We start from the raw sequence: 26,435 nt of genomic DNA, 5'->3' as shown, positions 1-26,435 counted from the left end.
GGGATTACTCATCCATTTTTATTTTTCTTGTACGAAATCGTGAATACTTCGTATTTGTATACTTTGTCGGAGTTCCTCGAAGAGAGCGACTGCCGAAAGCCCGACCGCGCCTTAGCGTGGTGACGCCCAAAAAATAAATCAACAACCTTGCCTTTATCAATGTTCTGCTAAGTTGTCAGATTCCGTTCAAATATAGATATAAAAAAACTGCTTTCAAACGAAAGCAGTTTTGCAAAACATTACAAAATAATGTTTATTTCTTTGCTAAAAAGTCATTGACAAATTCTGGTGCCATTACTGACTCCACAAATGTATAAGCACCTGTTTTAGGTGACTTTACCATTTTGATAGCTTTTGTCAAACGCTTTGATCCTGTCTGTAACGACGCTACTGATTTCTTTGCCATGTCTTATTATTTTATCTCTTTATGAACAGTCATACGCTTAAGTATTGGATTAAATTTCTTAATCTCCATACGGTCTGGCGTATTCTTTTTATTTTTTGTTGTAATATATCTAGAAGTTCCTGGCATACCAGAAGCTTTGTGCTCTGTGCACTCTAAGATAACTTGTATTCTATTTCCTTTTTTTGCCATTGTAAATTGACTTTAGCTAATGCTATTATTTGTAAAATCCTTTTGATCTAGCTTCTTTAAGTGCAGCAGAGATACCAATTTTATTGATAGTCTTTAATGCAGATGTAGAAACCTTTAATGTTACCCACTTATCCTCTTCTGGAATGTAGAAACGCTTTTTCACTAAGTTTGCATCAAACTTGCGTTTTGTCTTATTCATGGCGTGAGATACGTTGTTCCCAACCATTGCTTTTTTCCCAGTAAGTTCACAAACTCTTGACATTGTATTGTTCTTTAGGTATTCGTATTTTTTAAACAGGGTGCAAATTTAGTAAAACTTTACGTTTCAGCAAACAGAAAGTTTTACTTTTTTAAAATTTCTTTTTGAAGCATTTCAAAAGCCTTATTCGTAGCTTTTAAAATGGTCTTTTCACGTTGATTACTAAACCTGTAAACTTCGGCATAAACAGCATCTTTTGTAGCAATACCAATCCAAACTGTACCTATATCCGCATCTGCATCTCCTTTTGATGGCCCAGCATTTCCTGTTGTACTAATGGCAAAATCGGTATCGTATAGCTCTAAAACACCTTTTGCCATAGACTTAGCGACTTCTTCGCTAACCACAGAATGCTTTTCGATGGCTTTTGGATTAACTCTTAATATATTTATTTTAGACGCTGTAGCATAGGTTACGACACTACCTTTAAAATAATTTGATGCACCGGCATTAGCGGTAATAGCTTGCGCAATGCTACCGCCTGTACAACTTTCTGCCACGGCAAGCGTTTTCCCCATTTTTGTAAGTTGCTTACCTATAAGCGCTTCTAAAGATAAATCTTCTTCGTATCCTACGAATATATCTTCTATATAGGGTAACAACAAATTAACCTGCTTTTGTATTTCGGCCTTAAGCCTAGTTTCATCTGAGTGTTTCCCTGAAAGTCTGAGCCGTACACGGCCTAAATTGGGCAAGTAGGCTAATTTGATAAAATCTGGAAGATTCTCTTCAAAGTTTTCTATTCTGTTGGCAATTGCACTCTCACCTAGACCATAAGTCAATAATGTTTTGTGTTGGATAAAGGGAAAACTAAACGTTTTACGTAATTGCGGAAATACATGATTTTTAACTAAAGCCTTCATCTCGTATGGCACACCAGGGAGCGATATAAATACTTTTCCGTTTTTCTCTAGCCACATGCCAGGCGCTGTCCCAAATTCATTTTTTAAAACTTTACATTTCGAAGGCACTAGTGCTTGTTGACGATTTATGTCTGATATTGGTGTGCTAATGTATTTTTCAAACAAATGTTCTACATGAGCTAAAACCTCTTTATTCTGAACTAGGGTATCGTCAAAATAGTCGCATAAGGTGTGTTTGGTAATATCATCTTTTGTAGGTCCTAAACCTCCTGTAATAATAATGATATCCGCATTCTCTTCAGCTTCTTTTAATACTTTAAGAATATGTGATTTTTCGTCTTGAATGGAGGTTATCTGGTAAACTGAAACACCTATTTTATTGAGTTCTTTACCGAGAAAGGCAGAGTTTGTATCTATAATTTGACCGATGAGAATCTCATCGCCAATGGTTATAATTTCAGCATTCATAAGTTATAAGCCAAAATCTTGTTTCATTTCTTCCACAGCGTTATCTATAGCCGTAAGAAGTTGTTGAAGTTGATTAGACACATCTTTCTCTGTTTGCTCAAATTTTCCCCAATCTTGAACCTCTATTAATTGGTCGTAAACACCTAAACCAAATAAATCTATGGTAGGTTTCATCTTATGGGCTGCCTGGTAGGCTTCTTTATAATCTTTGGCTGGTACTGCATTTTTTAACCGCTCTGCATCTTCAGGGACTTCCTCTAAAAATGCGCCAACTAATGCCACAACAAAATCTTCATCGTTATCGGCTAGTTCTCTTACGCGCTCTAATTTGTAATGTTGTGCCATTGTTAGAAAATCGAAATTAATAATGATTTTGAGATTAGACCCAAAATCAAAAAGTTATTACTTCACTTTTATTGAAAACAATTCTTCATCTTCTATGAAGCCTTGCAACTGGTCGTTAGCAAAAACTTTGCCAACTCCAGCCGGTGTTCCTGTAAAGATAATATCTCCAATCTTTAAAGTGAAATATTTTGATACATATTCGATAAGCTCATCGACTTTCCAGAGCATGAGTTGTGTATTTCCTGATTGTACAACTTCATCATTTCGTTTTAAACTAAAGTTGATGTTATTGATATCCTGAAACTTAGACTTTGGTAACCATTTTCCTATCACCGCCGCGCCGTCAAAAGCTTTGGCTTTCTCCCATGGCAAACCTTTTGCTTTTAAATCGGCTTGAAGATCTCGTGCTGTAAAATCAATCCCCAAACCAACTTCATCATAATATTTATGTGCAAATTTTTTATCGATGTACTTCCCTACTTTATTGATTTTTACCAAAAGTTCGACTTCATGATGCACATCATCAGAAAACTCAGGAATAAAAAAAGGCTGCTTTTTAAGCAGAATGGATGTATCTGGTTTTAGAAATACAACTGGGTCTGTTGGTTTCTGATTTTCTAATTCTTCAATATGTGCCGTATAATTTCGGCCAATGCAAATAAGTTTCATGTTTAGCTTAACTTGTTATTAAACTGACTTAATTTAATGGCTGTCAATACCTTCTTTGTATATAAGGGAAAATCTGCATTAAGCAACCAACCAAAATAACCTGGTTCTTGTTCTAATACGTCCAATACTTTTTTTCCTTTATGTTTTCCGAACGAAAAGCATTCCTCGCCTTCTTTATTATAGATAATAAAACCTGCAAAATCAGCAAACTTTTTACGAGAACTGAATTCCGCTAAAAAATTAGCGTTGTTCTCTAAGTTGTCATAACAATCTAATTGCGCTTTTAACACTTCGTAAGTGGCTTTAGTGTCTGCCTCTGCAGTATGCGCATCATCTAGATTTTTATCGCAGTAAAATTTATACGCAGCACTTAATGTACGTTGTTCCATTTTATGAAATATAGTCTGCACATCTATAGATTGTCTATTTTTCATATCAAAATCTATCTCGGCACGTAATAATTCTTCTGCCAGCAACGGAATATCAAATCGGTTAGAATTAAAACCTCCTAAATCTGAATCTTTAATGATATTATGAATCTCTTTTGCCAATTCTTTAAATGTCGGTGCATCCTTTACATCGTCGTCAGAAATACCATGAACTGCTGTGGTCTCAGGCGGAATAGGTATCGTAGGGTTAACACGTTTTGTGTAAGTTTCTTCTTTTCCGTTAGGATGTACTTTGAGAATAGAAATTTCTACAATACGGTCTTTAGAAATATTGACACCTGTGGTTTCTAAATCGAAAAAACAAATGGGTTTGCTTAAGTTGAGTTGCATAGTCTGATTTTGTGAACTGCAAAGATATGGAGATTAAAAGTATTCATCTTGACTTTATAAAATTTAAAAGCTAACTTCGTTTAACAATCGATATAGTTCATTATTAACAAACCATATCTAAACGTTATATACCATTATGACTCGTCCTGAATAAAGGCTACTAATTAATGAAACAATACACATTACTTTATAAAACTTGGACCTCAATTGGATTTATTCTTACAATTATTGGTATGCTTAGTTTATTTGGGAATTTACCTGAAATTACTTTTGGTGAATTTATTCAAAGATTTATCTCATCATATCGTTCAATAATATACCCTGTTTTAGATTTTTTAAATTTCAATAAATCAAACCTTTTTAAGGATATTTTTTCTGCATTCTTTTTCTTGTTTAGCTTTTCAATGAGTTCACTAATGGAAATCAAAGTTTTTAATAATAAGGAGTTTATTATAAAACTTGAAAAGGAAAAAAAATCAATCTTGTCATTTAGGATTATTACTTATCTTTTTCAATCATTCGTAATAATAATTATATGCTATTTTATATCGTGGCTAATTTTAAACAATAACGACAATGTAAGTGTTGAAATAAAAAAAATTATGCTATTATGTCTTTGCACTCTATTACTATTTCAATTTGCTATATTTTTAATGATTCCTTTATTAACTATTGTTAATACAAAAATCGGTATTGTGCTAAGCAAATTTTTATACATAATATTTAGGAAACTAAAGTATCTCAAATTTATTATTTACGCCAGAAAAGCACAGTTTTCAAGTTTAACGGAATTTAAATCAGGCATTGCTGATTACACTAAGATTACGATTAAAACATTGTCTGTATTTTTAATTGTCTTATTAATTTTAGGGTTAAATCACTATTTCAGATTGTAATAAATTCTAAAAAACGGTATATAACACCGTGTATACTTAATTGCTTTGGTCGTTGCTTATTTGGAAAATTCCTTCGGAATTTTCTCGGGTTCGTATTTGTTTACTAAATTAGTTGCTTAACCACGCAACTAACCATACACAAACACGTTAAACGACATAAAAAAAGTAAAGTCTAAATCTGTGCTTTTTTCTTAAAACCTTATCCATTATTAAACACTTATATACTTTTCATATTTTAATAAAGCAAAAAATGCAATAGCTAGTTTAGGATAACTAGATATCGAAAAAATTATTAATTTTAATGTATTAACTACTAAATCAATACATTATGAAAAAAATTAGTCTTATTATTTTACTTGTAGCGGTAAGTTATTCTTTTGGACAACGTAAAAGTTTAGTAACTGATACACCAAAAGATAAATACGAAAATGTTTTTTATAAAAAAAGCGGTTACAATCCAACACCTACTGAACTTGAAGTCGATGTAGCAAAAGTATCATTCACAATTAGTCATGATGAGATAAAATCTCAGCCCGTTTATGTTATAAGTATTCTTGGAAAATCAAAAGACCCAAAACAAAACTTTACTGGATTTATGTATTACCCAAAAACGCTTGAGGAGTTTATGTATTTTAAAGATGGGATTTTAAATGGTGCTTACAGCAAAATACAACTAAATGATAACAGATATAAATCTGGTGGAAAGACTTATAATATTAAAAGCATATCCTTAGAATATTAAACTCATTGCTTTTACGCTTAGTATTAAGCTTTAGGCAATATTTTTTAAATCTCTCTATCCATATCCCAAGACTCTAGATAGTCTTTTACGGCTTTTACAAACTGTCCGCCAAGTGCACCATTAACCACACGGTGGTCGTAAGAATGTGATAAGAACATACGGTAACGGATGCCAATAAAATCGCCTTCAGGAGTTTCAATCACTGCTGGCACTTTACGTATGGCACCTAAAGCTAAAATACCTACTTGTGGTTGGTTAATAATTGGTGTACCCATGATACTACCAAAGGTACCTACATTGGTTACGGTGTATGTTCCGCCTTGGATATCGTCTGGGTTTAGTTTTCCTAAACGTGCACGGTTAGCTAAATCGTTAACCTTTTTGGCCATTCCTAAAAGATTTAGCTGGTCTGCGTCCTTAATTACTGGCACAATTAAATTACCATCTGGTAGAGCAGCTGCCATACCCAAATTAATATGCTTCTTTTTTACAATGCTATCACCTTGGACAGAAATATTCATCATCGGGAAATCACGTAAGGCTTTTGCCACGGCTTCCATAAATATTGGTGTAAAGGTTAAGTTTTCACCTTCACGCTTTTTAAAGCTGTCTTTATGCTTTTTACGCCAGTTCCAGATGTTAGTGACATCTGCTTCAATAAACGATTGCACATGCGCAGAAGTTTGTACTGAATCAACCATGTGCTTAGCCACCAATTTGCCCATACGACTCATCTCAACGATTTCGTCATCACCGGATGCAACAACTGGAGTTGGTTCTTTTGTAACTTTTGGCTGCGAGGTTTCAACAGCTTTAGCTTCTGCTTTAGGAGCTGAACTACGAGATTCTAAGTAAGCTTTAATATCATTTTTAGTCACGCGGCCATCTTTTCCAGTACCACCAATACTATCAAGCTCCGTTTGAGAAATACCTTCTTCCTTGGCTATATTTTTTACTAATGGTGAGTAGAAACGTTCTCCTGTAGACTCAATTGGTGCCACAGTTTCTTTAGCTGTAGCAACGGTTTGAGCAACTTCAGCCGCTTCTTTTACAGGCTCAGCTTTTGGAGTTTCAGCCGCAGGTGCTTTTACTTCAACAGTTTCTCCACCTTCAGTTTCTATAACAGCAATGGTTTGCCCAACTTGCACAACATCATCAACATCGAATAATTTTTCGACCAACACGCCATCAACTTCACTTGGCACTTCACTATCTACCTTATCTGTAGCAATCTCTAAAACCGCTTCATCAGCTTCAATAGTTTCGCCAACATCTTTAAGCCACGAGGTTATGGTTGCTTCTGCAACACTCTCACCCATCTTAGGTAACTTTAGTTCAAACTTTGCCATATCTATAATTTGGTGGTCGTTATTTAATAATCGAATGCAAAATTAATAAAAAATCAGTTTGTTTACTGATAATACACTAACTATTAATCAAATTTTAGCATTCTAACAACTCTTATATTTTAAGTTATTTTTCGTACTTCAAAATTAACTAAATTCTCTTTCAGCCAATTAGAAAATTTTACATCGGGATTAATAATTATATTTTTTGTAGCTAATTGGGTTATAGATGCATCATCTATATGGTCTGTGATAAAAACATCAACTGACGTTATAGCTTTAGATTCTAGATACTTTAGAAGATTTTTCTTTTTCTGCTCTCGAAGATTTTCAAAATCTGGAGAAAATCCATTTTCAGGAAAATCTGTAGCCAAACAAACATCAAATCCACGGTGCTTAGCAATTAGCTCTGCATAACAACTTGGCGCTGCTGTAGCCAAAATTTTAATATCGAACGAAGAATCTGAAACTTCTTCAAACTCATTTCTATATTTTGAAAGCTTAGAAACAAAGGCTTCAAAATCTATAGTTTCATTCTGAATGAGCTTAAGTACTTCATATTTTAATCTTGCATGAGAAATAATTCGAAGAAACCGGAGTTTCATTAAAACAATGAGATACTTGAGTTTAAACAGTCTAAAATCATTGAAATAAAAGCTCAATAAAAACTTTAAAAATTGATGAAACGTGTTGGTATTATAAAGCGTTCCATCTAAATCTACAACCAAGACCTTTTTACTCATGACATTGAGATTTATAATCTAATGACCAAGGGAAACGTACAAGTGTATTTTTAAATATATAATAATCTGGAGCAATAATTGATTTCGAATTTGTCCATGAAATCACGGCTGTTTTAATCTCTGAATTCGGAAACTGATTTTGTAAGGATTGAATAACGGATTTGATGGTTATACCTGAATCTAAAGCATCATCGAGAATTAAAATCGTATTTACGGTTTCAGGTTTTGATTTTATTTTAATCTCTAAATCCGATTGAATTTCTTTTAGCTTTCTATTCAAGTTTCGGCGATGTTCCATACGTCTTAAACCATCTAAAAGCGTACTTGGCGAAGCTTTTAAAAATTTCTGTAAAAGACTTTTCTTCTTTAATCCTTTTGTTGAATCGCGCTGCAATTTTATAGTTGTAACTTCGGTATTTTTCGAAGCTATTTTTTGGTATTCTTTTAAGATAAATCCACCTCCATTTAAAATTCCAACAACAACATCTGGTTGTACGTCAATTTTAGAAAATAGCTCTTGGCAACGCCCTTCGAAATCGGTTTTATGTAGTGTTATAACCTTCACACTAAAAAATCTATAATTTTAGTGAAGCTTCAAAAGGCACACGGTCAATAATACTACGTCCAAGCGTAACCTCATCTGCATATTCTAACTCATTACCCGCTGCAATTCCTCTTGCTATAGTAGATGTCGTAACATCGAAATCTTGAATTTGTTTAAAAATATAGAAGTTAGTCGTATCACCTTCCATCGTTGGGCTCATCGCAAAAATAAGCTCTTTAATCGCTCCAGACTTAACACGTTCTACCAAGGCTTCGATATTTAAATCTTGTGGTCCAATACCATCCATTGGTGAAATTTTTCCACCCAAAACGTGGTACAAACCTTTAAAAGAACCTGTACTTTCAATAGCCATGACATCGCGGATATCTTCTACAACGCAGATTAACTCTTTTTTGCGCATGGGATTGATACAGATTTCGCATAATTCTTGGTCGCTTATGTTGTGGCAAGATTTACAGAAATTAATTTCTTCTCTGACTTTTTGCAAAGCGCCTGCTAATAAAAACGATTGCTCTTTGGGCTGACGTAACAAATGTAAAACCAAACGTAATGCCGTACGCTTACCAATTCCTGGTAATTGCGACATTTCGTTGACTGCGTTTTCTAATAACTTTGAAGAAAATTCCATGATTGCGAAGTTAAATAATTTTATTGCAATGATTTCTCGACTTTCGCTCGAAATAGAATAAAAAGTTTATTTTCGGACTATATAATTTGAATCTTGTCCATTCGAGCGCAGTCGAGGACTATTAAGTTTAAGATTATTATTCACAGAGGTTTCGACTGCGCTCAACCTGACATTCAGTAAGATAAATAGAAATATGTCTCCGACGTCCATCCTACTACTAATCGCTGCCTATTTTGGTGTATTGGTTTTAATCTCTTATTTCACAGGGAAAGAAGACACTAACGCAGCATTTTTTAAAGCTAATAAATCGGCGCCTTGGTATTTAGTAGCGTTTGGAATGATTGGCGCATCGCTTTCTGGTGTGACGTTTATTTCTGTACCTGGATTAATTGGCGGACAAGAATTTGCATACATGCAAGGTGTTCTCGGTTTTTTTGTAGGGTATTTTGTTATTGCTTTTGTGTTGCTTCCGCTTTATTATCGTCTGAATATCACTTCAATTTATCAATATTTAGAACAGCGTTTTGGTATCGTAAGTTATAAAACGGGTGCTTTTTTCTTTTTATTATCTCGTGTTACTGGTGCTTCTTTTCGCTTATTTTTGGTAGCCTTAGCCATGCAATATATTGTATTTGAACAAATGGGCGTTCCATTTTGGTTAACGGTTGTAATTTCAATTTTACTCATTTGGATTTACACCTTTAAAGGCGGAATTAAAACCATTATCTGGACAGATACCTTACAAACATTGGCCATGTTGACCGCAGTAGGCTTGGCTATTTTCCTAATTAATCAAAAACTAGATTGGTCGTACATGGAATTTCTAAATTCTGAAAGCTTTGCCGAAAAAGGACAAATTTTCTTTTTTGATGATGTCAATTCTAAAGAATATTTCTGGAAGTATTTCCTCGGCGGAATTTTCATAACTATCGCCATGACTGGTCTCGACCAAGATATGATGCAAAAAAACCTGACGTGCAAATCTGAAAAAGATGCCAAAAAAAACATGATTAGTATGTCTGTGCTTTTGGTAATAGTCAACTTTGCTTTTTTATCGTTAGGTGCATTATTGTTTATCTATTCAGAACAGTTTGGAGTCGATATTCCATTAGTTGATGGACGTGTAAGAACCGATCTATTGTTCCCAGAAATTGCTATGAATCAAGGTTTAGGAAAGCCTCTAGCTGTAATTTTTATTATTGGTTTAATTGCTGCAGCTTATTCCAGTGCAGATTCGGCATTGACATCGCTAACAACCTCCTTCTCTGTAGATTTTTTAAATATTGAAAAACGACCTAAAGCTGAACAAACACCACTACGTAAAAAAGTGCACGTTGGAGTATCTGTTGTATTAGTTATTGTTGTTATAATTTTTAATTATTTAGATGGAAATGTAGTGAGCAATCTATTTAAATTCGCCACGTTTACTTACGGACCTTTACTTGGTTTATTTGCTTTTGGCATACTAACTAAATTGCAAATTAAGGATAAGTATGCTTGGATTATTGCTCTACTTTCTATAGGTATAAGCTTCGCTATTACGCTTTTACCAGAATCTATAATAGGGAAGTATCAATTTCATTGGGAAATCTTAATTATTAATGGATTTATCACTTTTGTTGGCTTACTGCTTATTTCTACTAAAACGAATATGAAAAGTAAAAAAGAGATTTTAGAAATTCTAAAAGACGATTCAAAAAAAATTGCTTAATACTGATTGGTTCCTAATAAAACTAAAGTACAAGCCACTTCGTATTCAATATTATTTTCTGATAGTAATTTGTAGAATTCAGGATTTTCTGTTCCTGGATTAAAAATGACGCGCTTTGGATTTAATCCAATAATGTAATCGTAATACTGTGCTTGTCGTGCCGGGTTTAAGTATAATGTAACCGTATCAATACCTTCATAATCTAACAATTCTGTATCAATACTAATACCAGCAATTTCACCTTCTCGTAATCCAAAAGCCTTAACCTCATGATTATAATTGACCAATCTATTAATTGCAATATTAGAGTAACGCTCTGGTTTTAAAGAGGCTCCAAGTACCAATGTTTTTTTATTCATTATTGAAATTTGTTAAGAATTGTTAAAAGAAGTAACAAGATACAAAAGTAGTCGTCTATACTTTAACAAACTATCATCAATCAATCGATACGTCACTTTTGCTTAAAAAATGACGTATCACAAAAAACGAACAATCAATGAAACATTACTTAATGTTAATAGCTGTGCTATTTTCTTTCGCAGCTTTTTCTCAACCAAACGCAAATTCTGAAATCAAAGACGGCACCATTTCTGGCCGTGTGTTAGACGCCAATCTTAACGAGCCTTTACCCTATGTAAACATCATTATAAAGGATAAAAATCAAAAAGTAATTACAGGAGGAATTACAGATGCTGAAGGTAACTTTGCTATTGCTAAAATCCCTGAAGGAGCTGTAACTGTAGAAATCACTTACATTGGTTATAAAACAGTAAGCAAATCTGTAACCTTAGAAAAAGGAAATTACAAAGTTAATCTTGGCGATGTAAAATTAAGTGAAGATGCCGCAGCTTTAGACGAAGTGGTCGTTGTAGCCGAAGTATCTACAATTCAACAAAAAATTGACCGTAAAGTCGTTACCGTTGGTAAAGACTTAACTACAGCTGGACCAACGGCTTCGGATATTATGAATAATATTCCGTCTGTAAATATGGATGCGCAAACTGGTGCAATTTCGCTACGTGGAAATGCGAATGTACAAGTAATGGTCGATGGTAAATTATCAAATGTACCTGTGGCGCAATTACTAAGACAAATTCCCTCAACTTCAATAAAACAAATTGAACTAATTACGAATCCTTCAGCAAAATACAATCCTGAAGGCATGAGTGGTATCATTAATATCATTTTATATAAAAACGTAAACATCGGTTTTAACGGTAATCTTAATGTTGGTTTAGCTTACCAGATTGAACCGAAATTCAACAGTTCTATTGATGCTAATTACAGAAACGGAAAACTGAATTATTATGGAAGTTATGGTAATAGCTTTTCGGACAATGTCAACGAAGGAATTTTTCAGCAACAACAAACTGGAAACATTCAAACTTTAGATATTTTGAATGAAAATAACTCACATTTGTACAAATTTGGTATTGACTATTACCTAAATGAAAAACACACACTTTCTGTTTTTACCAACCAGAACGTATTTGACGGAAGTGCAATTGTAGACACAGAATTGTCTAATACAGGAAACAATAACGTTCAATTTCAAAGTATTTTAGGTGATAGCGAAAACACAAGTCAGCAATACAATTTTAATTACAAATACGACATCGCAGATGGCCATAATATTGAATTAGAAGTGGACCACAATATATTTGATAGCTCGTCTGAAACTGACAATTTATTTTCGGGCAACGCGCAACGACCGAACTTTGTAGAATTTACAGACAATGGCCGGACGAGAACAACTATAAATTTAGATTACGTGTATCCGTTTTCGGAAAGTGCAAAACTCGAAGCTGGTTTACAGGCTCGAATTTTTGAGAATGATTTAGGCTACAACTCTGATGGTCGAGTAAGAAACATGATGGGTAATTTTGTACCTACAGAAACAGATTTTACATACTCTAGAGATATTTTTTCTGTATATGCGAGTTACGGAAAGCAACTCGAAAAATGGTCTTATCAGTTAGGTTTGCGTGCCGAGAGTGTTCAAGTAGATGCGTTTGCCGTAGATACTGATTTATCGAATAACACAAGCACTGATTTTCCATTTGAGAACGACTATTTTCAATTGTATCCATCCATTTTTGTAAATTACAAAGCTTCAGAAAAAAACGCTTACCAGTTTAGTGTAAGTCGTCGTGTAGATAGACCAGGTGTTGGTGATGTAAATCCTGTTCCTAATTTTAATACTGCTTTAATTTCAGAATTTGGAAACCCAGAACTATTACCACAATTTACAAATTCGGCAGAGTTTAATTTTACAAGAAACCTTGAAAAAGGGAGTATTACGGCTGGTGTATTTTATAGAATTATTGAAGATGAAATTAATCAGGTGGTAATTGTTGACCGTTCAGATTTAACATCGGGTCGCGTTATTTTAACCAGAGGAAATTTTGATACAACAAATGCTTACGGTTTTGAAGTGTCTTCAAATTATAAAGTCACCAAATGGTGGAGTTTAAATGCCAGTTTTGATTTGTACAACCAAAAACAAAAAGGTATCGCAGAATCTATTGACCCAACGTTACCAAACCCAACAGAAAACGATATTGTAACATCGGTTACCGAAGTTGATAATTTAATTATGAACTTTAGAGTCTTCAATAATTTTAAAGTTACTAAACGATTATCCCTATCTGCTTTCGGATTTTTTAGAAACAAGGAAACTGGATTAAATTTTGAAGTTGACCCTATTTATTTTCTTAATCTCGGCTTACGATACAGCTTCTTAGAAGACGAAAGAGCTACCTTCAGCTTAAACTTTAACAACGTGTTAGATACGCAAGAAGTAAGCGTATTTAGTGCACGACCAATACCAGCACAAGTTAATTTTGAAGGCGAATTTAAACAAATATTTGCCGGCCTGTCTTACCGATTTGGAGGTGGAAAGTATAGAGCCAAATCAAGAAAGAACCGTGATAACGATGAGAAGAATGACGGAGGATTCTTCTAAAATTTTAGAATGAAATAAAAGAAATTTTAATAGCCTTTATTAATAGTTGATGGTTAGTGTTAGTAGGCTATTAAACAGAAAACCCGAAGTAATTTTACTTCGGGTTTTTATTTGGCATACTATTTGAAACCAAAGATGTTGTAATGATAATTAATACTTATCGACTTATCCTATAATTAGTTAGAGTTACAATTATTTGAGTTAGTCTTCAAAATAAAAAAACCAAACTAAGTATAGTCAAATCCAAAAGTTGTCCGCTTTTGGATTTTTTGTTAATCTAGAGTTAATAATGTTAAAGTTTGCAATAAACTTGAAGTTTCAACGTCTAAGTATATGATAAGTTTTTTAAGTAATATAATTTATAAACAATCCGTTTATAATAAGTGTTAGTTAAGTTTAGTTAATAGCTAAAAAAGCCGAAACTGGGGAGTTTCGGCTTTTTTTTATTTAATTGGTTTATTTTTTAGAATGCTCATTTTTTAAATAATTGGCATATACTATAAATGCAGTTATCATTAAACCAGACATTATTAGTAAAGTCACTACATTTTTAGATTGAAATAATGATTCCTTAAATCTGTTTGTTGCTTGCGTAATGAGTAAAATATTGCCTACAAAACAAACTATGAAAAATGCAATCACAGTAATTTTATTTGGATGGGAGAAAAAGTTTTTACTCATTTACCACTTAATGATTGCACTTCCCCATGTAAAACCACTACCAAAAGCGGCTAAAACTACATTATCTCCTTCTTTAATTTTTCCTTCTTCCCAAGCTTCAGTTAATGCAATAGGTATAGACGCTGCCGTGGTATTACCATAACGCATTATATTATTATAAACTTGGTCATCGCTTAAACCAAATTTCTTTTGGATAAATTGAGAGATACGTAAATTAGCTTGATGCGGTATTAACATATCTATATCTTCTTTCTGAAGTTGATTTTTAGTCAATCCCTCGATAATCGCTTCACTAAAACGCACAACCGCGTGTTTAAATACAAATTGCCCATTCATATATGGATAGTAAGACACATCATTAGGGTCGTTTTCTTCCATAATGGCATCTACCCAACGTCCTGTACTTGGTCCTTCTAACGCTAATTCTGCTGCATGCTTACCTTCAGAATGTAAATGTGTAGATAAAATACCTTTTGTATTGTCCTCTTCTCTGCTTAAAACAGCTGCTCCTGCTCCATCACCAAAAATTACCGTAACGCCACGACCTCTTGTAGATTTTTCAAGACCACCGGAATGGTTTTCGCTACCTATGACCAATACATTTTTATACATTCCTGTTTTAATAAACTGGTCTGCAACAGATAATCCGTAAATAAAGCCAGAGCATTGATTTCTGATATCTATGGCGCCAATGGTATCCATTTCTAATAGTTCCTGTACACGTACACCACCACCTGGGAAATACATATCCGGACTCAACGTTGCAAAGACAATAAAATCGATATCATCTTTGGTTAGTCCTGCACGCTCAATAGCAATTTTAGCAGCTTTAGCACCCATTATAGATGTCGTATCATCACTTGTTTTTGGGTCTATCCAACGACGCTCTTTTATTCCTGTTCGTTCTTGTATCCACTCGTCGCTAGTATCCATAAACGCTTTAAGGTCATTGTTAGTGACCACATTTTCTGGAACATATTTTCCTAAGCCCGTTATTTTAGAATTGTACATATTTTAGTTTTTAAAGGGAACTGCAAATTTAACCATTTAAAGGCTATCGAAGCTTGTATTCGTTATGCGTGCATAATAACTGATATTGTTTGCAAACAGTTCTATTTTAACACATCATAAAGAAGCCTAACTATTCATTTTTATTAACTTACAAAGCAATTTTAAGACTAAAAATCAACACACTATGAAAACCATAATTAAATACTTCTTTTTTTTCTTTGTTTGTTTTAGCTATGCGCAAACAAGTCTAAATTATCAAACCCCACCTAAGGACATATTAGAATTAGCCGATGTCGATTTAGCGCCTGGTGTTCAAATTGATAGTAAGGGCGAATACATGGTACTTATCTACAGAAATCAGTATAAATCAATTGAGGAATTATCTGAAACAGAAATGCGCCTAGCAGGATTACGTATTAATCCTGTAACCAATATAGGTAGCCGTACTACATTTTATAACAATCTTAAAGTCAAAAAAACGACGGATGATTCGGCAAAACAAGTTATTGGCCTTCCAGAAAATCCAAGATTATCTGGATTTAGCTGGTCGCCAGACGAGTCTATGATTGCATGCTTAAATACTACTAATGCAGGTGTCGAAGTTTGGATTCTAGATGTTAAAGCCGCAAAAGCTTCAAAAATTACAGACACCAATGTAAATGCAAATATGGGTAGCACCATTAGCTGGTTTAAAGACAATAAACATCTATTAGTTAAAACACTTCCTTCAGATAGAAAACCATTAATAAATACGTCCATTGCCGTACCAACAGGACCAACAATTTCCGTAAGCGACGGCTCTAAAGCCCAGAACAGAACCTATCAAGATTTATTAAAAACACCTAATGATGAGTTTAATTTTGAGCAATTGGCGCATTCTGAAATTAAAAAGGTATCTATCAATGGAGCCTCTGAAGATTTTTTACCTTCTGCGATGTATCGTGGCATTAGTTTTTCACCAGATGGTAATTATGTTATGATTACAAAAATTAAAAGACCGTTTTCGTATTTAGTGACGTATTCAAGATTTCCTAATGAAAGCGTTATTTATGACACAAACGGGAATGCAATAAAAACGGTTAACGATGTTCCTCTTGACGAAGTAAGACCAAAAGGTTTTATGGCCACGAGACTTGGTAAACGTAATATGTCCTGGAGAGCCGACAAACCAGCAACGCTTGTCTGGGCGGAAGCGTTAGACCAAGGAGACCCTTCTGTTGATGTCGAGTACAGAGATGCAGTGTACCAAACAGATGCGCCTTTTAATGGTAAACCAGAATTACTTTTAAAAACGAAACAACGATTTGCTGGAATAAACTGGGGTAATGATAATGTTGCCATAGCATACGATCGATGGTGGAATACAAGAAATACCAAAACGTATTTGTTTAATCCTTCTGATGCTAGCCAAACTCCTAAAATTATTTCTGACAGAAATTATCAAGATGTTTATAGCAATCCAGGAAGTTTTGTCAATTCAAAAAATGAGTATGGCCGTTATACGTTAGAAATGGATGGCAACAAGCTTTACTTAATGGGAGATGGTTATACAAAAGACGGTCAATTTCCGTTTGTAGACGAATATGATGTAACATCTAATAAAACTAAACGATTATACACCTCAACTTACACCGATAAAGTAGAAAATCTTAGTTCTGCAATAGATATGAAAAAAGGTGAAATTCTTGTACGTATTGAGTCGCCTACAGAATATCCAAACTATTATATCAGAAACATCAAAAAGAAAAATAACCTTAAAGCCATAACGTCTTTTGATAATCCATTTAAAAGTCTTAAAAAGGTAAACAAACGAGTGATTACCTATAAACGTGATGACGGTTTAGACTTAGATGGTACACTTTACTTACCATTGGACTATGAAGAAGGAAAAAAATATCCTATGATTTTATGGGCATACCCAAGAGAGTATAAAGACAAAGCTAGTGCTTCTCAAAGTACATCTAATGCCAATGAGTTTGTATATCCGTATTGGGGTTCACCAATTTATTGGGTAACTCGCGGCTATGTGGTTTTAGACGATGCTGCCTTTCCTATTGTTGGTGAAGGTTCTGAAGAACCAAATGACTCATTTAGAACGCAGCTTGTAGCCAATGGTAAAGCAGCTATCGATGCAGTTGACAATTTAGGGTATATCGATAGAGACCGCGTCGCTGTTGGTGGACACAGTTACGGTGCCTTTATGACGGCCAATCTATTGTCGCATTCCAACTTATTTGCCGCAGGTATTGCTCGTAGTGGTGCGTATAACAGAACTTTGACGCCGTTTGGTTTCCAAAGTGAAGAACGCAGTTATTGGGAAGCTCCAGAAATATACTATAGCATGTCTCCTTTTATGCACGCAGACAAAATGAAAACACCACTACTTTTAATACATGGTGTTGCCGATAATAATTCAGGAACATATCCATTACAAAGTGAGCGCTATTTTAATGCCCTAAAAGGATTAGGAGCGCCAGTAAGGCTAGTGATGTTACCTAAAGAAAGTCATGGCTATAGAGCAAAAGAGTCTATTATGCACATGCTTTGGGAGCAAGACCAATGGCTAGACAAACATGTGAAGAACAAGAAAAAGGAGAACAAAAAAATCGAAAATAAACCCTCTAAAGTAAAAGGAAAGTAATTAAAAAAGCCATTCTAGTTGAATGGCTTTTTTATGTCATCTTGTCACTAATCTTCAATTGGCATTTTTGTTGTCTTAGTAGTATTGAATTAATTTGATAACTCAAAACACAAATAATCATGACAAAAGGAAATATTAATGTTTCAGTAGAAAACATCTTCCCTTTAATCAAGAAGTTTTTATATAGTGACCACGAAATTTTTCTTCGTGAGTTAATTAGTAACGCCACCGATGCCACATTAAAATTGAAGCATCTCACTAACATTGGCGAATCTAAAGTGGAATACGGCAATCCGCAAATCGAAGTTAAGATTGATAAAGATGCCAAAAAATTACACATCATCGACCAAGGTTTAGGTATGACGGCTGAAGAGGTTGAAAAATACATTAACCAAGTAGCGTTTTCTGGTGCTGAAGAGTTTTTAGACAAATACAAAGACTCTGCTAAGGATGCGGGTATTATTGGCCATTTTGGTCTAGGTTTCTATTCTGCATTTATGGTGGCAGATAAGGTTGAGATTATTACCAAATCACACACAGATGCACCTGCCGCACATTGGACCTGCGATGGCTCTCCAGAGTTTACTTTAGAAGAAGCCGATAAGACCGAAAGAGGTACAGAAATTATTCTTCATATTGCTGAAGATTCTACAGAATTCTTAGAAGAAAGTAGAATAAGAGAGTTACTATTAAAGTATAACAAGTTTATGCCTGTGCCAATTAAATTTGGTACCAAAACAGAAACACTTCCAAAACCTGAAGGCGCCAAGGAAGATGACCCGGCACCAACAAAAGAAGTAGATAACATTATCAATAATCCAAATCCAGCATGGACTAAACAGCCAGCCGATTTAGAAGCTGATGATTACAAAAACTTCTACCGCGAGTTGTACCCTATGCAATTTGAGGAGCCATTATTCAATATTCATCTTAATGTAGATTATCCGTTTAACTTAACGGGTATTTTGTATTTCCCAAAAATGTCTGCGGATTTACAAATTCAGAAAGATAAAATTCAGTTATATCAAAATCAGGTGTTTGTAACCGATAATGTCGAAGGTATTGTACCAGAATTCTTAACGATGCTTCGTGGTGTTATCGACTCTCCAGACATTCCATTAAACGTGTCTCGTAGTTACTTACAAGCCGATGGTGCTGTAAAGAAAATTTCATCTTACATCACACGTAAAGTGGCCGATAAGTTAAAATCTTTGTTCAATAACAACCGTGAAGATTTTGAAGCTAAATGGAACGACATCAAAATTGTCATCGAATACGGTATGCTTTCTGAAGAAAAATTCTTCGAAAAAGCAGATGCTTTTGCACTTTACCCAACAGTAGACGGCAAGTATTATACGTTTGAAGAATTGACAAACGCTATAAAAGCGAAGCAAACCGATAAGGATGATAAAATGGTGATTCTTTATGCTTCAGATAAAGATGCACAACACGCATACATAGAAGCTGCTAAAGAAAAAGATTACGAAGTCTTATTATTAGATTCGCCTATCGTTTCGCACTTAATGCAAAAGTTAGAAACCACTAAAGAAAAGATTTCTTTTGCACGTGTCGATGCAGACCATATTGATAATTTAATTAAGAAAGAAGATTCTTCGATTTCAAAATTATCTGAAGATGAAAAAACAAAACTAGACGAGTTACTAAAAGAAGTTATTCCTTCTGAAAAATTCATGGTACAGTTAGAAGCTATGGATAGTAATGCTTCACCGTTTATGATTACACAGCCCGAATTTATGCGCCGCATGAAGGAGATGCAACAAACTGGTGGCGGCATGTTTGGTATGGGTAATATGCCAGAAATGTACAACCTTGTGGTTAACACAAATTCTGAGTTGGTTGGTGAAATTTTAAATACCAAAACAAAGAAAAAGCAAGAACGCTTAATTAATCAGAGTTTAGACCTAGCACGCTTATCTCAAGGCTTACTAAAGGGTGAAGAGCTAACAAACTTCATCAAACGAAGCTATGATATGATTAAGTAAAGCTTTGAGAGCTATATTATAACTAAAACCACCTTGTGAAAGCTTGGTGGTTTTTTTATTGACTATTTTTTCAGACATTAGTCAAAATTTGAAATTTGAAACTCACCTTAAAAGACCGCATTAATTTTTCTATAGAAGCTATTAAAAAGCACCTCTTTTTAATTCTTGGTGGATTATTGTTTATTAGCATTGGGCTAGTACTAATTTACATAGGTACAATTGTAAACAAAGACCAGCTGTTCTTTTATATATTTGGCGGTGTTTTTATTGCCTTTATTCTGTTCGTTTGGATATACACATTACCATCTAGTTTATTGTTTTATTACGAAAAAGCATTGATTAAAAAGTATGGAAGCTACACAACAGCCATAATAACAAATAAAGAAGTTGAAGACCATTCTCATACAGAAGGCATGGGAAGGCACAGAAAATTCGTAGAGCTGTTTATGTATCTTCTAGAATATAAATTTGAATACAATTCACAAGTATACACTGGAGCTTTTTACCTCAACGAAAAAGCTGTTTTTGATGCCATTAATATTGAGGATAAGATTCCTATTCAATTTTTAAAAACCAATCCAAAAACATCTAAAATTCGTCGACAAAAACTGTGTTTAGATTTAGGCTTTAAAAGAAGTATGTGTGCCTGATTCTAAAACAAATCCCTAAATATCAATAAGATTTAGGGCTTAAGTTCTTTCTTATAGGATTTTTTTTGCTTATATTAGAAAGGCTAACAAACCGCTAAAGTCTTAGTTCTTGTCGTTAAAATATGCACATATTGAAAATGTATTTACAGGTGTTTCTTTTTCGAATACAGAAAAAAAATTATTATATAGTAAACTACACAAAGAGCATTATGCTAAAAATGAAATTATATTTCGCCCTGGTGATATAATTCAAGACATGTTTTATATTCAAGAAGGCTGTTTACGTACATTTTACGTTGATAAAAAAGGAAAAGAACACACGGTTCAATTTGGAATTAAAGATTGGTGGATAAGTGATTTTACAGCATTTTTTTCATCATCAAACGCTATAATGTATCTCGAAACTTTGCAAGATTCCATAGTTTATAGAATATCTAGAGATGATAGAGAAATGTTAATGGAAAAAATACCCGAGTTTCATCTTTATATTAGAAAAAAATTAGAGAATGCCTATGCGGCATTTCAAAAAAGAATTTTATCTAATTTATCTAAAACCGCCAGACAGCGATACATAGATTTTCTCAACACACACAAAGACATAGAGAAGATGGTCAAGAATTACCACATTGCATCTTATTTGGGCATAACTACAGAAAGCTTAAGTCGTATTCGAAGAGATTTATATAACTAAATTAACATACGTCAATTTTCGACATAAATTTTTGCCCTATGTTTGTAATCGCAAGGAGAAAATCCCCCATTCTCTTAGTTATTAATAGCATAAAAAGCGTAGCTTGTTATAAGTTACGCTTTTTTATTACAGAATACCTATCACCGAATATTGTCTTTTTCAGCTATCATGATATAACAATAGATATGAAAGGATTGTGTTAAATTTGCATTACTATTGATAACTTGTACCACTTGTCTAAAAAACATAAACCTGAACAAACAAAATCGAAACTTCACCCAAGAAGTAAACATAGAGAACGTTACAATTTCGAAAAATTAATTGAAGTAGCTCCGAGTCTTAAACCGTTTGTTGCAAAAAATAAATATGGCAGTTTATCTGTAGATTTCTTCAATCCAGAGGCTGTAAAATCGCTTAATGCTGCCTTATTAAAACTACACTATGATATTGAATATTGGGACATCCCAGAACAATACTTATGTCCACCAATTCCTGGACGTGTAGATTACATCCACTACATCGCAGATTTGATTGAAGACTCATCTTACAACTCGAGCATCAAAGGTTTAGATATTGGTACTGGCGCAAATTGTATCTACCCACTTTTAGGAAATAAAATTTATGGTTGGCAGTTTATAGCTTCAGATATTGATGAAACTGCTGTTAGCTTTTCAAAAGACATAGTTTCTAAAAATAATTTAGAAAATCACATCGACATTAAATTTCAATCTAATAGTGCAAAAAAGTTAGAAGGCATTCTAAATCTAAATGAACAAATTACCTTCACGATGTGTAATCCGCCTTTCCATGCATCAGAAGAAGATGCTAAGAAAGCTGCAAGCCGTAAGCTCAGAAACCTAAAAGGAAAACAACAAGAACTAAAACTCAATTTTGGTGGTCAGCACAACGAATTATGGTGCAAAGGTGGCGAGGCACGTTTTATAAAAGACCTCATTTTCGAAAGCAAGCATTTTGGTGAGCAATGTCTTTGGTTTACAACTCTGGTCTCTAAAGCATCTAACCTAAAAAGTATTTACAAGCATCTAAAAACTGTAAACGCAAAAGCAGTTAAAACAATAGATATGGGTCAGGGACAAAAAATCAGTAGAATCGTAGCGTGGACATTTCAGGATTTAACCCAATAAATCTTCCAAAGCTGGGCAAAGATTGGCGTATTTAAACTGAAATCCTTCTTGCTCGATTTTTTTAGAGCTTACACGTTGACTTTCAAACAAAATAATGTGCATTTCTCCTAAAACTAATTTCATTGCAAATTTTGGAACGTTTGGTAAAATCAACGGACGTTTTAAGACTTTTGCCGACATGTTTGTTAGTTCTGCATTTGTCACAGGATTAGGCGCTACAGCATTGTAAACACCTGTAAGACCTTCTTTAACAGCGTAGAGGAAAATTCTTGCTAAATCTTCTACATGAATCCAACTCTGCCATTGCTCTCCACTACCAAAAGCGGCACCAGCGCCGATTTTAATAGGTTTAATAATTTCTGGTAATGCACCACCATTATTAGATAACACAAGTCCTATCCTTAGCTTACATACATCTATACTAGAATCTTTAAATGCATCTACAGCCGCTTCCCATTGTTCTACAACTTCACCTAAAAACGTATTAGAGACCTTATTAAAATCTTCTTCGTAATAATTGGTTAGAGATGACGGATAAACCCCAATAGCACTAGCAGAGACAATTTGTTTTACAGGGTAATTATTCTCGTCAATTGTTTTTTTGAGTAGCGCTGCAGTTTTCGTTCTACTTTCTAAAATTTCTTTTTTGTAAGAGGCAGTCCAACGTTTAGAAATTGAGGCACCAACCAAATTAATAATAGCATCGACATCTTCTAGACATTTGTGATTAATTTCACCTTTCTGGGGATTCCAGTAAAAGCCTTTGTAATTATCTTGAGTTTCTAACTTAGATTTTGAAGTGGTTAAATAATTTACGGCAATACCATCGTTATGGCAAAGCCTTACAATTTCTTTACCTACCAAACCTGTAGCTCCTGTAATTAAAACCCTCACAATTATTAATTTTAAGCAAAGATACGAGTGCTAAAACTGCAAGAAATAGGATTTAGTTAAGTTTTAACGTTTAATTGCTCTTAGCATATGGCGTTTGTTTGGAGGTCCTTCAAGTCGCTCTACTTCAAAACCCACAGATTGCATAGCACGCCTAACACTTCCTTTAGCAGAATAGGTAACTAAGACACTATTGGGTTTCATAGTGTGATACATTAATCTGAAGATATCTTCGGTCCATAATTCTGGTTGAACACGAGCTCCGAAAGCATCAAAATAAACGATATCAAATTCTGAAATAGCAGAAATGTCTTTAAAAAACTTTTCTTCTTTTTTAAGTTGAAAATATTTTGAAACAGCGATGACTTCATCCCACGGAGACGTATGAAGCAGCTCAAACTCAGTTTGATGTTGAGTTGAAATTAAATCGAAATAATTCAAAACGTCTATTTCATCTTGCCTAACTGGGTAGGCTTCTACACCAACATAATTGATGGTTTTCTTTAATTTTTCGGCTTCAATTAACGTTAAAAATGCATTAAGACCTGTGCCGAAACCTATTTCGAGAATATTGATAGGTTTTGAATGAGATTTTGAAATGCATTCAGAATAAAAAAGCAAACCATGTTTAATAAATACATGATTTGCTTCGTTAATTGCACCATGGATGGAATGGTATTGTTCGTTCCAATCCTCAATTTGGATGGTTTTAGAACCATCTCCTGTGGTAATAATTTTTCGTTTCACTATTGCTTCAGTAGAACACCATCTGCCTCAAAAGACATTGTTATTTCTGACTCAGTGATTTTTGCAATTTCTTCAGGAGTTTTGCCTGCATCTTCGGCATAATGCCTTAAGTCTTCTACAGACGTTTCTTTTACAAACGCCTTACCATTTACGATAACGTCTCCACTCGCATCTAAAGGCATGAAAAAACCGTAATCTTTAAACGTGACACGCACAATTTGGTCATTCCCCATATCTAACTTCATCCAACATCCTTTTTTAGAACAGACTTCTGTTATTGTCCCTTTCATTTTAGCATTTAGTGTGTCACCCACTTTCATATCCTTATAATACGCTAACATACGTTCTGATGTTAAGGCATCAGCATCTGTGATTTTATCACCAAAGCTGTTGTAAGCTATTTCCTCTGATATTTCTTTAACTTCAACTTCTTTCGTTTCCACGGATGTCTTTGTATCGTTCTTACATGCCGTGATAAAAACAGTAATTATTAATAGGCTTAAAATTTTTTTCATTTTTATAGTATTTAAATTGTTGATAAAAGTTATACAAATTTACTAAAATTTAAGGTAATCTTTGGTTTTGCTACGCGAATGATTACGTACTTTTGCAACATCAAAATTTCGATATTTTATGACTTTAATTTCCACTAACGACATCGATATAGAAAAGGCAAAAACGTCTAAAATTACAGCTGTAGATTTTAACAATCTAGCATTTGGTCGCGTCTTTACAGACCATATGTTTGTGTGTGATTTTAAAGATGGTAAATGGCAAAAACCACAAATTATGCCATATCAAAGCATGACTATTGAGCCTTCTGCACGTGTTTTTCATTACGGTCAAGCTGTTTTTGAAGGAATGAAAGCCTATAAAGATGAAAGTGGAAACGTATTTTTGTTTAGACCTGACCAAAATTTTGAGCGTATAAATAAGTCGTCCGCTCGTATGGCAATTCCAGAATTTCCGAAAGACTACTTTTTTAATGGGCTTAAAACTTTATTAAAATTAGATTCTGAATGGATTAAACCTGGCGTTGGTAGCTCTCTTTATTTAAGACCGTTTGTAATTGCAACGGAACCTGCAATATCGGCTTCTCCTGCTAATGAGTACCGTTTTATGATTATCTGCTCACCAGCAAAAGCCTATTACAGCGAGCCTGTTAGAGTCTTATTTGCAGAAAAATTTAGTCGTTCGGCTGATGGAGGTGTTGGTTTCGCCAAGGCTGCTGGAAATTATGGCGCTCAGTTTTACCCAACGAGTTTAGCGCAGAAAAAAGGATTTCAGCAAATTATTTGGACGGATGCTAACACGCACGAGTATCTAGAAGAAGCAGGTACGATGAATATCTTCTTTAGAATTGGAGATAAGCTAATTACCGCACCGAATAACGATAGAATTTTAGATGGTGTTACCCGTAAAAGTGTGATACAACTTGCCGAAGATTTAGGCATTGACTGGGAAGTAAGACGTGTTAGTGTTAAAGAAATTAAAGACGCAGCAAAAAACGGAAGCTTAAAAGAAATTTTTGGTGCTGGGACAGCTGCTGTTATTAGTCCTGTTTCTGCTTTTGAGCATGCAGATGAAGTTTATGAAATTGCAGAAGTGGAAGATTCTTATGCGATGCTATTTAAATCGACATTACTTAATATTCAACACAATCTATCCGAAGATAAACACGGCTGGCGATATGAAGTGAAATAATACAATCAAAAAAAGCAGCCTTGGGCTGCTTTTTTTTTATGATTCTAAGATGGATGCAATGTTTGGCTTAAAATAATTTGGTCCTTTAAGTACTTTACCATCTTCCCTATAGATTGGTTCTCCATCTTCTCCCAGTTTACTCATATTACTGCGCTGTATTTCGTTAAAGACATCTTCTATTTTATGTTGTAAACCATGTTCGATTATGGTTCCGCATAAAATATAAAGCATATCGCCTAAGGCATCTGCAACTTCGACTAAATCGTTGTTATTAGCAGCTTCTAAATATTCTTCATTTTCCTCGCGCATCAGTTTATAACGAAGCTGATTTTTTTCCATACCTAAATGGGCTTTAGGAGTTTCTCTGTATCCAATTTTAAAAGCGGTGTGAAATGCCTTTACAGCATCTATTTTATCTTGCATCTGTCTTTAGTTTTTTAATCTTGTTATTCTTAAATTTGCACTAAAAATAAGAAGATGTTTACGACTGGTCAATTAGTTTTTGGAATATTATTTTTTATCGCTTTTGCAACGGTTATCGTCTTCCAATACCGCAAAGATTTAAAACTTCATAAAAAATACTACAAAGGCACTATTTGGATACTTCTTGCCTTTATTGGTTTTATAGGCATGATTGCTGCAGTAAAGTTTTTATTGATGTAAAAAGGAGACTCGATTGAGCCTCCTTCCTTAATTT

28 protein-coding genes are annotated in these 26,435 nt (G+C 34.2%); 11 read left to right on the top strand and 17 right to left on the bottom strand.

The genetic code is table 11. The annotated features are described in order from the left end of the window. Nucleotides 1-253: 253 nt before the first annotated feature. The 7 genes from DFQ05_RS01250 to DFQ05_RS01220 all read right to left on the bottom strand — a co-directional run bounded on the left by DFQ05_RS01250 (nt 254) and on the right by DFQ05_RS01220 (nt 3,978). Nucleotides 254-406, bottom strand: coding sequence for a DUF4295 domain-containing protein (locus DFQ05_RS01250; RefSeq protein ID WP_132702761.1), 153 nt, complete (start codon nt 404-406; stop codon nt 254-256). 6 nt (nt 407-412) lie between these two features. After that, nucleotides 413-595, bottom strand: a complete 183-nt coding sequence (gene rpmG / locus DFQ05_RS01245; RefSeq protein WP_076616981.1) for a 50S ribosomal protein L33 — start codon at nt 593-595, stop codon at nt 413-415. Nucleotides 596-620: 25 nt separating this feature from the next. Beyond that, entirely contained in the window at nt 621-857 is a 237-nt protein-coding gene (rpmB, locus tag DFQ05_RS01240) for a 50S ribosomal protein L28 (protein ID WP_132702759.1), read from the bottom strand. Nucleotides 858-937: 80 nt separating this feature from the next. Then, nucleotides 938-2,185 (bottom strand): competence/damage-inducible protein A, encoded by a 1,248-nt coding sequence (locus DFQ05_RS01235; protein WP_132702757.1) that lies wholly within the window; start codon nt 2,183-2,185, stop codon nt 938-940. Nucleotides 2,186-2,188: 3 nt separating this feature from the next. Beyond that, entirely contained in the window at nt 2,189-2,530 is a 342-nt protein-coding gene (locus tag DFQ05_RS01230; RefSeq protein WP_132702755.1) for an Hpt domain-containing protein, read from the bottom strand. A gap of 57 nt (nt 2,531-2,587) precedes the next feature. After that, on the bottom strand, nt 2,588-3,199 hold the full coding sequence (locus DFQ05_RS01225; protein ID WP_132702753.1) for a fumarylacetoacetate hydrolase family protein: 612 nt from the start codon (nt 3,197-3,199) through the stop codon (nt 2,588-2,590). Between the two features lie 2 nt (nt 3,200-3,201). Then, a complete protein-coding gene (locus tag DFQ05_RS01220; RefSeq protein WP_132702751.1) occupies nt 3,202-3,978 on the bottom strand; it encodes a 3'-5' exonuclease in 777 nt (258 codons plus the stop codon). Between the two features lie 167 nt (nt 3,979-4,145). Between DFQ05_RS01220 and DFQ05_RS01215 the strand changes: the two genes are divergently transcribed. Continuing rightward, nucleotides 4,146-4,874, top strand: a complete 729-nt coding sequence (locus DFQ05_RS01215) for a hypothetical protein (protein ID WP_132702749.1) — start codon at nt 4,146-4,148, stop codon at nt 4,872-4,874. Nucleotides 4,875-5,202: 328 nt separating this feature from the next. Continuing rightward, nucleotides 5,203-5,616: a hypothetical protein gene (locus DFQ05_RS01210; protein ID WP_132702747.1), complete on the top strand. Its 414-nt coding sequence runs from the start codon at nt 5,203-5,205 to the stop codon at nt 5,614-5,616. Between the two features lie 44 nt (nt 5,617-5,660). Here the strand turns inward: DFQ05_RS01210 and DFQ05_RS01205 are convergent, their stop codons facing one another. From DFQ05_RS01205 to recR, 4 genes are all read right to left on the bottom strand, one after another. After that, a complete protein-coding gene (locus DFQ05_RS01205) occupies nt 5,661-6,965 on the bottom strand; it encodes a dihydrolipoamide acetyltransferase family protein (RefSeq protein ID WP_132702745.1) in 1,305 nt (434 codons plus the stop codon). A 119-nt stretch (nt 6,966-7,084) separates the two neighbouring features. Further along, on the bottom strand, nt 7,085-7,705 hold the full coding sequence (locus DFQ05_RS01200; RefSeq protein ID WP_132702743.1) for a haloacid dehalogenase-like hydrolase: 621 nt from the start codon (nt 7,703-7,705) through the stop codon (nt 7,085-7,087). Continuing rightward, nucleotides 7,698-8,270, bottom strand: a complete 573-nt coding sequence (locus tag DFQ05_RS01195) for a phosphoribosyltransferase (RefSeq protein WP_132702741.1) — start codon at nt 8,268-8,270, stop codon at nt 7,698-7,700. Before DFQ05_RS01195 ends, DFQ05_RS01200 begins: the two co-directional genes overlap by 8 nt. A 10-nt stretch (nt 8,271-8,280) precedes the next feature. Next, complete coding sequence (gene recR, locus DFQ05_RS01190; protein ID WP_132702739.1) at nt 8,281-8,898, bottom strand: recombination mediator RecR; 618 nt, start codon at nt 8,896-8,898, stop codon at nt 8,281-8,283. Between the two features lie 193 nt (nt 8,899-9,091). On the opposite strand from recR, the gene DFQ05_RS01185 reads away from it, so the two are divergent. Beyond that, nucleotides 9,092-10,609, top strand: a complete 1,518-nt coding sequence (locus DFQ05_RS01185) for a sodium:solute symporter (RefSeq protein WP_132702737.1) — start codon at nt 9,092-9,094, stop codon at nt 10,607-10,609. Here the strand turns inward: DFQ05_RS01185 and DFQ05_RS01180 are convergent. Then, nucleotides 10,606-10,968, bottom strand: a complete 363-nt coding sequence (locus DFQ05_RS01180) for a CoA-binding protein (protein ID WP_132702735.1) — start codon at nt 10,966-10,968, stop codon at nt 10,606-10,608. The genes DFQ05_RS01185 and DFQ05_RS01180 overlap by 4 nt on opposite strands. A 137-nt stretch (nt 10,969-11,105) precedes the next feature. Between DFQ05_RS01180 and DFQ05_RS01175 the strand changes: the two genes are divergently transcribed. Next, on the top strand, nt 11,106-13,574 hold the full coding sequence (locus DFQ05_RS01175; protein ID WP_132702733.1) for an outer membrane beta-barrel protein: 2,469 nt from the start codon (nt 11,106-11,108) through the stop codon (nt 13,572-13,574). Between the two features lie 681 nt (nt 13,575-14,255). Here DFQ05_RS01175 and DFQ05_RS01170 read toward each other — a convergent pair. Beyond that, complete coding sequence (locus tag DFQ05_RS01170; protein ID WP_132702731.1) at nt 14,256-15,266, bottom strand: 3-oxoacyl-ACP synthase III family protein; 1,011 nt, start codon at nt 15,264-15,266, stop codon at nt 14,256-14,258. Between the two features lie 184 nt (nt 15,267-15,450). Between DFQ05_RS01170 and DFQ05_RS01165 the strand changes: the two genes are divergently transcribed. The 5 genes from DFQ05_RS01165 to rlmF all read left to right on the top strand — a co-directional run bounded on the left by DFQ05_RS01165 (nt 15,451) and on the right by rlmF (nt 22,396). Continuing rightward, nucleotides 15,451-17,907 carry an alpha/beta hydrolase family protein gene (locus tag DFQ05_RS01165; protein WP_132702729.1) on the top strand — a complete coding sequence of 819 codons (2,457 nt, stop codon included), beginning with the start codon at nt 15,451-15,453 and terminating at the stop codon, nt 17,905-17,907. A gap of 119 nt (nt 17,908-18,026) precedes the next feature. Further along, a complete protein-coding gene (htpG, locus tag DFQ05_RS01160) occupies nt 18,027-19,910 on the top strand; it encodes a molecular chaperone HtpG (RefSeq protein WP_132702727.1) in 1,884 nt (627 codons plus the stop codon). 95 nt (nt 19,911-20,005) lie between these two features. Then, nucleotides 20,006-20,560, top strand: coding sequence for a hypothetical protein (locus tag DFQ05_RS01155; RefSeq protein ID WP_132702725.1), 555 nt, complete (start codon nt 20,006-20,008; stop codon nt 20,558-20,560). A 109-nt stretch (nt 20,561-20,669) separates the two neighbouring features. Beyond that, nucleotides 20,670-21,251 carry a Crp/Fnr family transcriptional regulator gene (locus DFQ05_RS01150; protein WP_241974186.1) on the top strand — a complete coding sequence of 194 codons (582 nt, stop codon included), beginning with the start codon at nt 20,670-20,672 and terminating at the stop codon, nt 21,249-21,251. Nucleotides 21,252-21,484: 233 nt separating this feature from the next. Further along, nucleotides 21,485-22,396, top strand: coding sequence for a 23S rRNA (adenine(1618)-N(6))-methyltransferase RlmF (rlmF, locus tag DFQ05_RS01145; protein ID WP_132702723.1), 912 nt, complete (start codon nt 21,485-21,487; stop codon nt 22,394-22,396). On the opposite strand, the gene DFQ05_RS01140 is transcribed toward rlmF, so the two are convergent. The 3 genes from DFQ05_RS01140 to DFQ05_RS01130 form a co-directional block, all read right to left on the bottom strand. After that, on the bottom strand, nt 22,385-23,290 hold the full coding sequence (locus DFQ05_RS01140; RefSeq protein ID WP_132702721.1) for a TIGR01777 family oxidoreductase: 906 nt from the start codon (nt 23,288-23,290) through the stop codon (nt 22,385-22,387). The genes rlmF and DFQ05_RS01140 overlap by 12 nt on opposite strands. Before the next feature lie 63 nt (nt 23,291-23,353). Further along, nucleotides 23,354-24,034 (bottom strand): tRNA (5-methylaminomethyl-2-thiouridine)(34)-methyltransferase MnmC2, encoded by a 681-nt coding sequence (gene mnmC2 / locus DFQ05_RS01135; protein WP_132702719.1) that lies wholly within the window; start codon nt 24,032-24,034, stop codon nt 23,354-23,356. Beyond that, entirely contained in the window at nt 24,034-24,549 is a 516-nt protein-coding gene (locus tag DFQ05_RS01130; protein WP_132702717.1) for a DUF4920 domain-containing protein, read from the bottom strand. The genes mnmC2 and DFQ05_RS01130 overlap by 1 nt, the downstream gene beginning before the upstream one ends. Before the next feature lie 118 nt (nt 24,550-24,667). Between DFQ05_RS01130 and DFQ05_RS01125 the strand changes: the two genes are divergently transcribed. Further along, a complete protein-coding gene (locus DFQ05_RS01125) occupies nt 24,668-25,738 on the top strand; it encodes a branched-chain amino acid aminotransferase (protein WP_132702715.1) in 1,071 nt (356 codons plus the stop codon). Nucleotides 25,739-25,774: 36 nt separating this feature from the next. Here DFQ05_RS01125 and DFQ05_RS01120 read toward each other — a convergent pair whose 3' ends face one another. Then, nucleotides 25,775-26,161: a pyrophosphohydrolase domain-containing protein gene (locus DFQ05_RS01120; RefSeq protein ID WP_132702713.1), complete on the bottom strand. Its 387-nt coding sequence runs from the start codon at nt 26,159-26,161 to the stop codon at nt 25,775-25,777. Between the two features lie 54 nt (nt 26,162-26,215). Here DFQ05_RS01120 and DFQ05_RS01115 point away from each other — a divergent pair, with 54 nt between their 5' ends. Then, the gene (locus tag DFQ05_RS01115) at nt 26,216-26,401 is read left to right on the top strand and encodes a hypothetical protein (protein WP_132702711.1); all 186 of its coding nucleotides are present in this window, start codon (nt 26,216-26,218) and stop codon (nt 26,399-26,401) included. Nucleotides 26,402-26,435: the final 34 nt, after the last annotated feature.

Origin of the sequence: Winogradskyella wandonensis (assembly GCF_004346845.1) — a bacterium.
Classification (GTDB): domain Bacteria; phylum Bacteroidota; class Bacteroidia; order Flavobacteriales; family Flavobacteriaceae; genus Winogradskyella; species Winogradskyella wandonensis.
Note: the sequence above shows the minus strand (reverse complement) of the source record. Positions and strands in the feature narration are given on the sequence as shown.

Coding starts and splice junctions, on each gene's coding strand:
- DFQ05_RS01170 (WP_132702731.1), bottom strand. CDS start 15,266: ATGTACAATTCTAAAATAACGGGCTTAGGAAAATATGTTCCAGAAAAT.
- DFQ05_RS01215 (WP_132702749.1), top strand. CDS start 4,146: ATGAAACAATACACATTACTTTATAAAACTTGGACCTCAATTGGATTT.
- DFQ05_RS01165 (WP_132702729.1), top strand. CDS start 15,451: ATGAAAACCATAATTAAATACTTCTTTTTTTTCTTTGTTTGTTTTAGC.
- DFQ05_RS01175 (WP_132702733.1), top strand. CDS start 11,106: ATGAAACATTACTTAATGTTAATAGCTGTGCTATTTTCTTTCGCAGCT.
- DFQ05_RS01205 (WP_132702745.1), bottom strand. CDS start 6,965: ATGGCAAAGTTTGAACTAAAGTTACCTAAGATGGGTGAGAGTGTTGCA.
- DFQ05_RS01220 (WP_132702751.1), bottom strand. CDS start 3,978: ATGCAACTCAACTTAAGCAAACCCATTTGTTTTTTCGATTTAGAAACC.
- DFQ05_RS01250 (WP_132702761.1), bottom strand. CDS start 406: ATGGCAAAGAAATCAGTAGCGTCGTTACAGACAGGATCAAAGCGTTTG.
- DFQ05_RS01210 (WP_132702747.1), top strand. CDS start 5,203: ATGAAAAAAATTAGTCTTATTATTTTACTTGTAGCGGTAAGTTATTCT.
- DFQ05_RS01115 (WP_132702711.1), top strand. CDS start 26,216: ATGTTTACGACTGGTCAATTAGTTTTTGGAATATTATTTTTTATCGCT.
- DFQ05_RS01130 (WP_132702717.1), bottom strand. CDS start 24,549: ATGAAAAAAATTTTAAGCCTATTAATAATTACTGTTTTTATCACGGCA.
- rpmB (WP_132702759.1), bottom strand. CDS start 857: ATGTCAAGAGTTTGTGAACTTACTGGGAAAAAAGCAATGGTTGGGAAC.
- htpG (WP_132702727.1), top strand. CDS start 18,027: ATGACAAAAGGAAATATTAATGTTTCAGTAGAAAACATCTTCCCTTTA.
- DFQ05_RS01200 (WP_132702743.1), bottom strand. CDS start 7,705: ATGAGTAAAAAGGTCTTGGTTGTAGATTTAGATGGAACGCTTTATAAT.
- DFQ05_RS01120 (WP_132702713.1), bottom strand. CDS start 26,161: ATGCAAGATAAAATAGATGCTGTAAAGGCATTTCACACCGCTTTTAAA.
- recR (WP_132702739.1), bottom strand. CDS start 8,898: ATGGAATTTTCTTCAAAGTTATTAGAAAACGCAGTCAACGAAATGTCG.
- rpmG (WP_076616981.1), bottom strand. CDS start 595: ATGGCAAAAAAAGGAAATAGAATACAAGTTATCTTAGAGTGCACAGAG.
- DFQ05_RS01185 (WP_132702737.1), top strand. CDS start 9,092: ATGTCTCCGACGTCCATCCTACTACTAATCGCTGCCTATTTTGGTGTA.
- DFQ05_RS01230 (WP_132702755.1), bottom strand. CDS start 2,530: ATGGCACAACATTACAAATTAGAGCGCGTAAGAGAACTAGCCGATAAC.
- DFQ05_RS01225 (WP_132702753.1), bottom strand. CDS start 3,199: ATGAAACTTATTTGCATTGGCCGAAATTATACGGCACATATTGAAGAA.
- DFQ05_RS01235 (WP_132702757.1), bottom strand. CDS start 2,185: ATGAATGCTGAAATTATAACCATTGGCGATGAGATTCTCATCGGTCAA.
- DFQ05_RS01180 (WP_132702735.1), bottom strand. CDS start 10,968: ATGAATAAAAAAACATTGGTACTTGGAGCCTCTTTAAAACCAGAGCGT.
- DFQ05_RS01125 (WP_132702715.1), top strand. CDS start 24,668: ATGACTTTAATTTCCACTAACGACATCGATATAGAAAAGGCAAAAACG.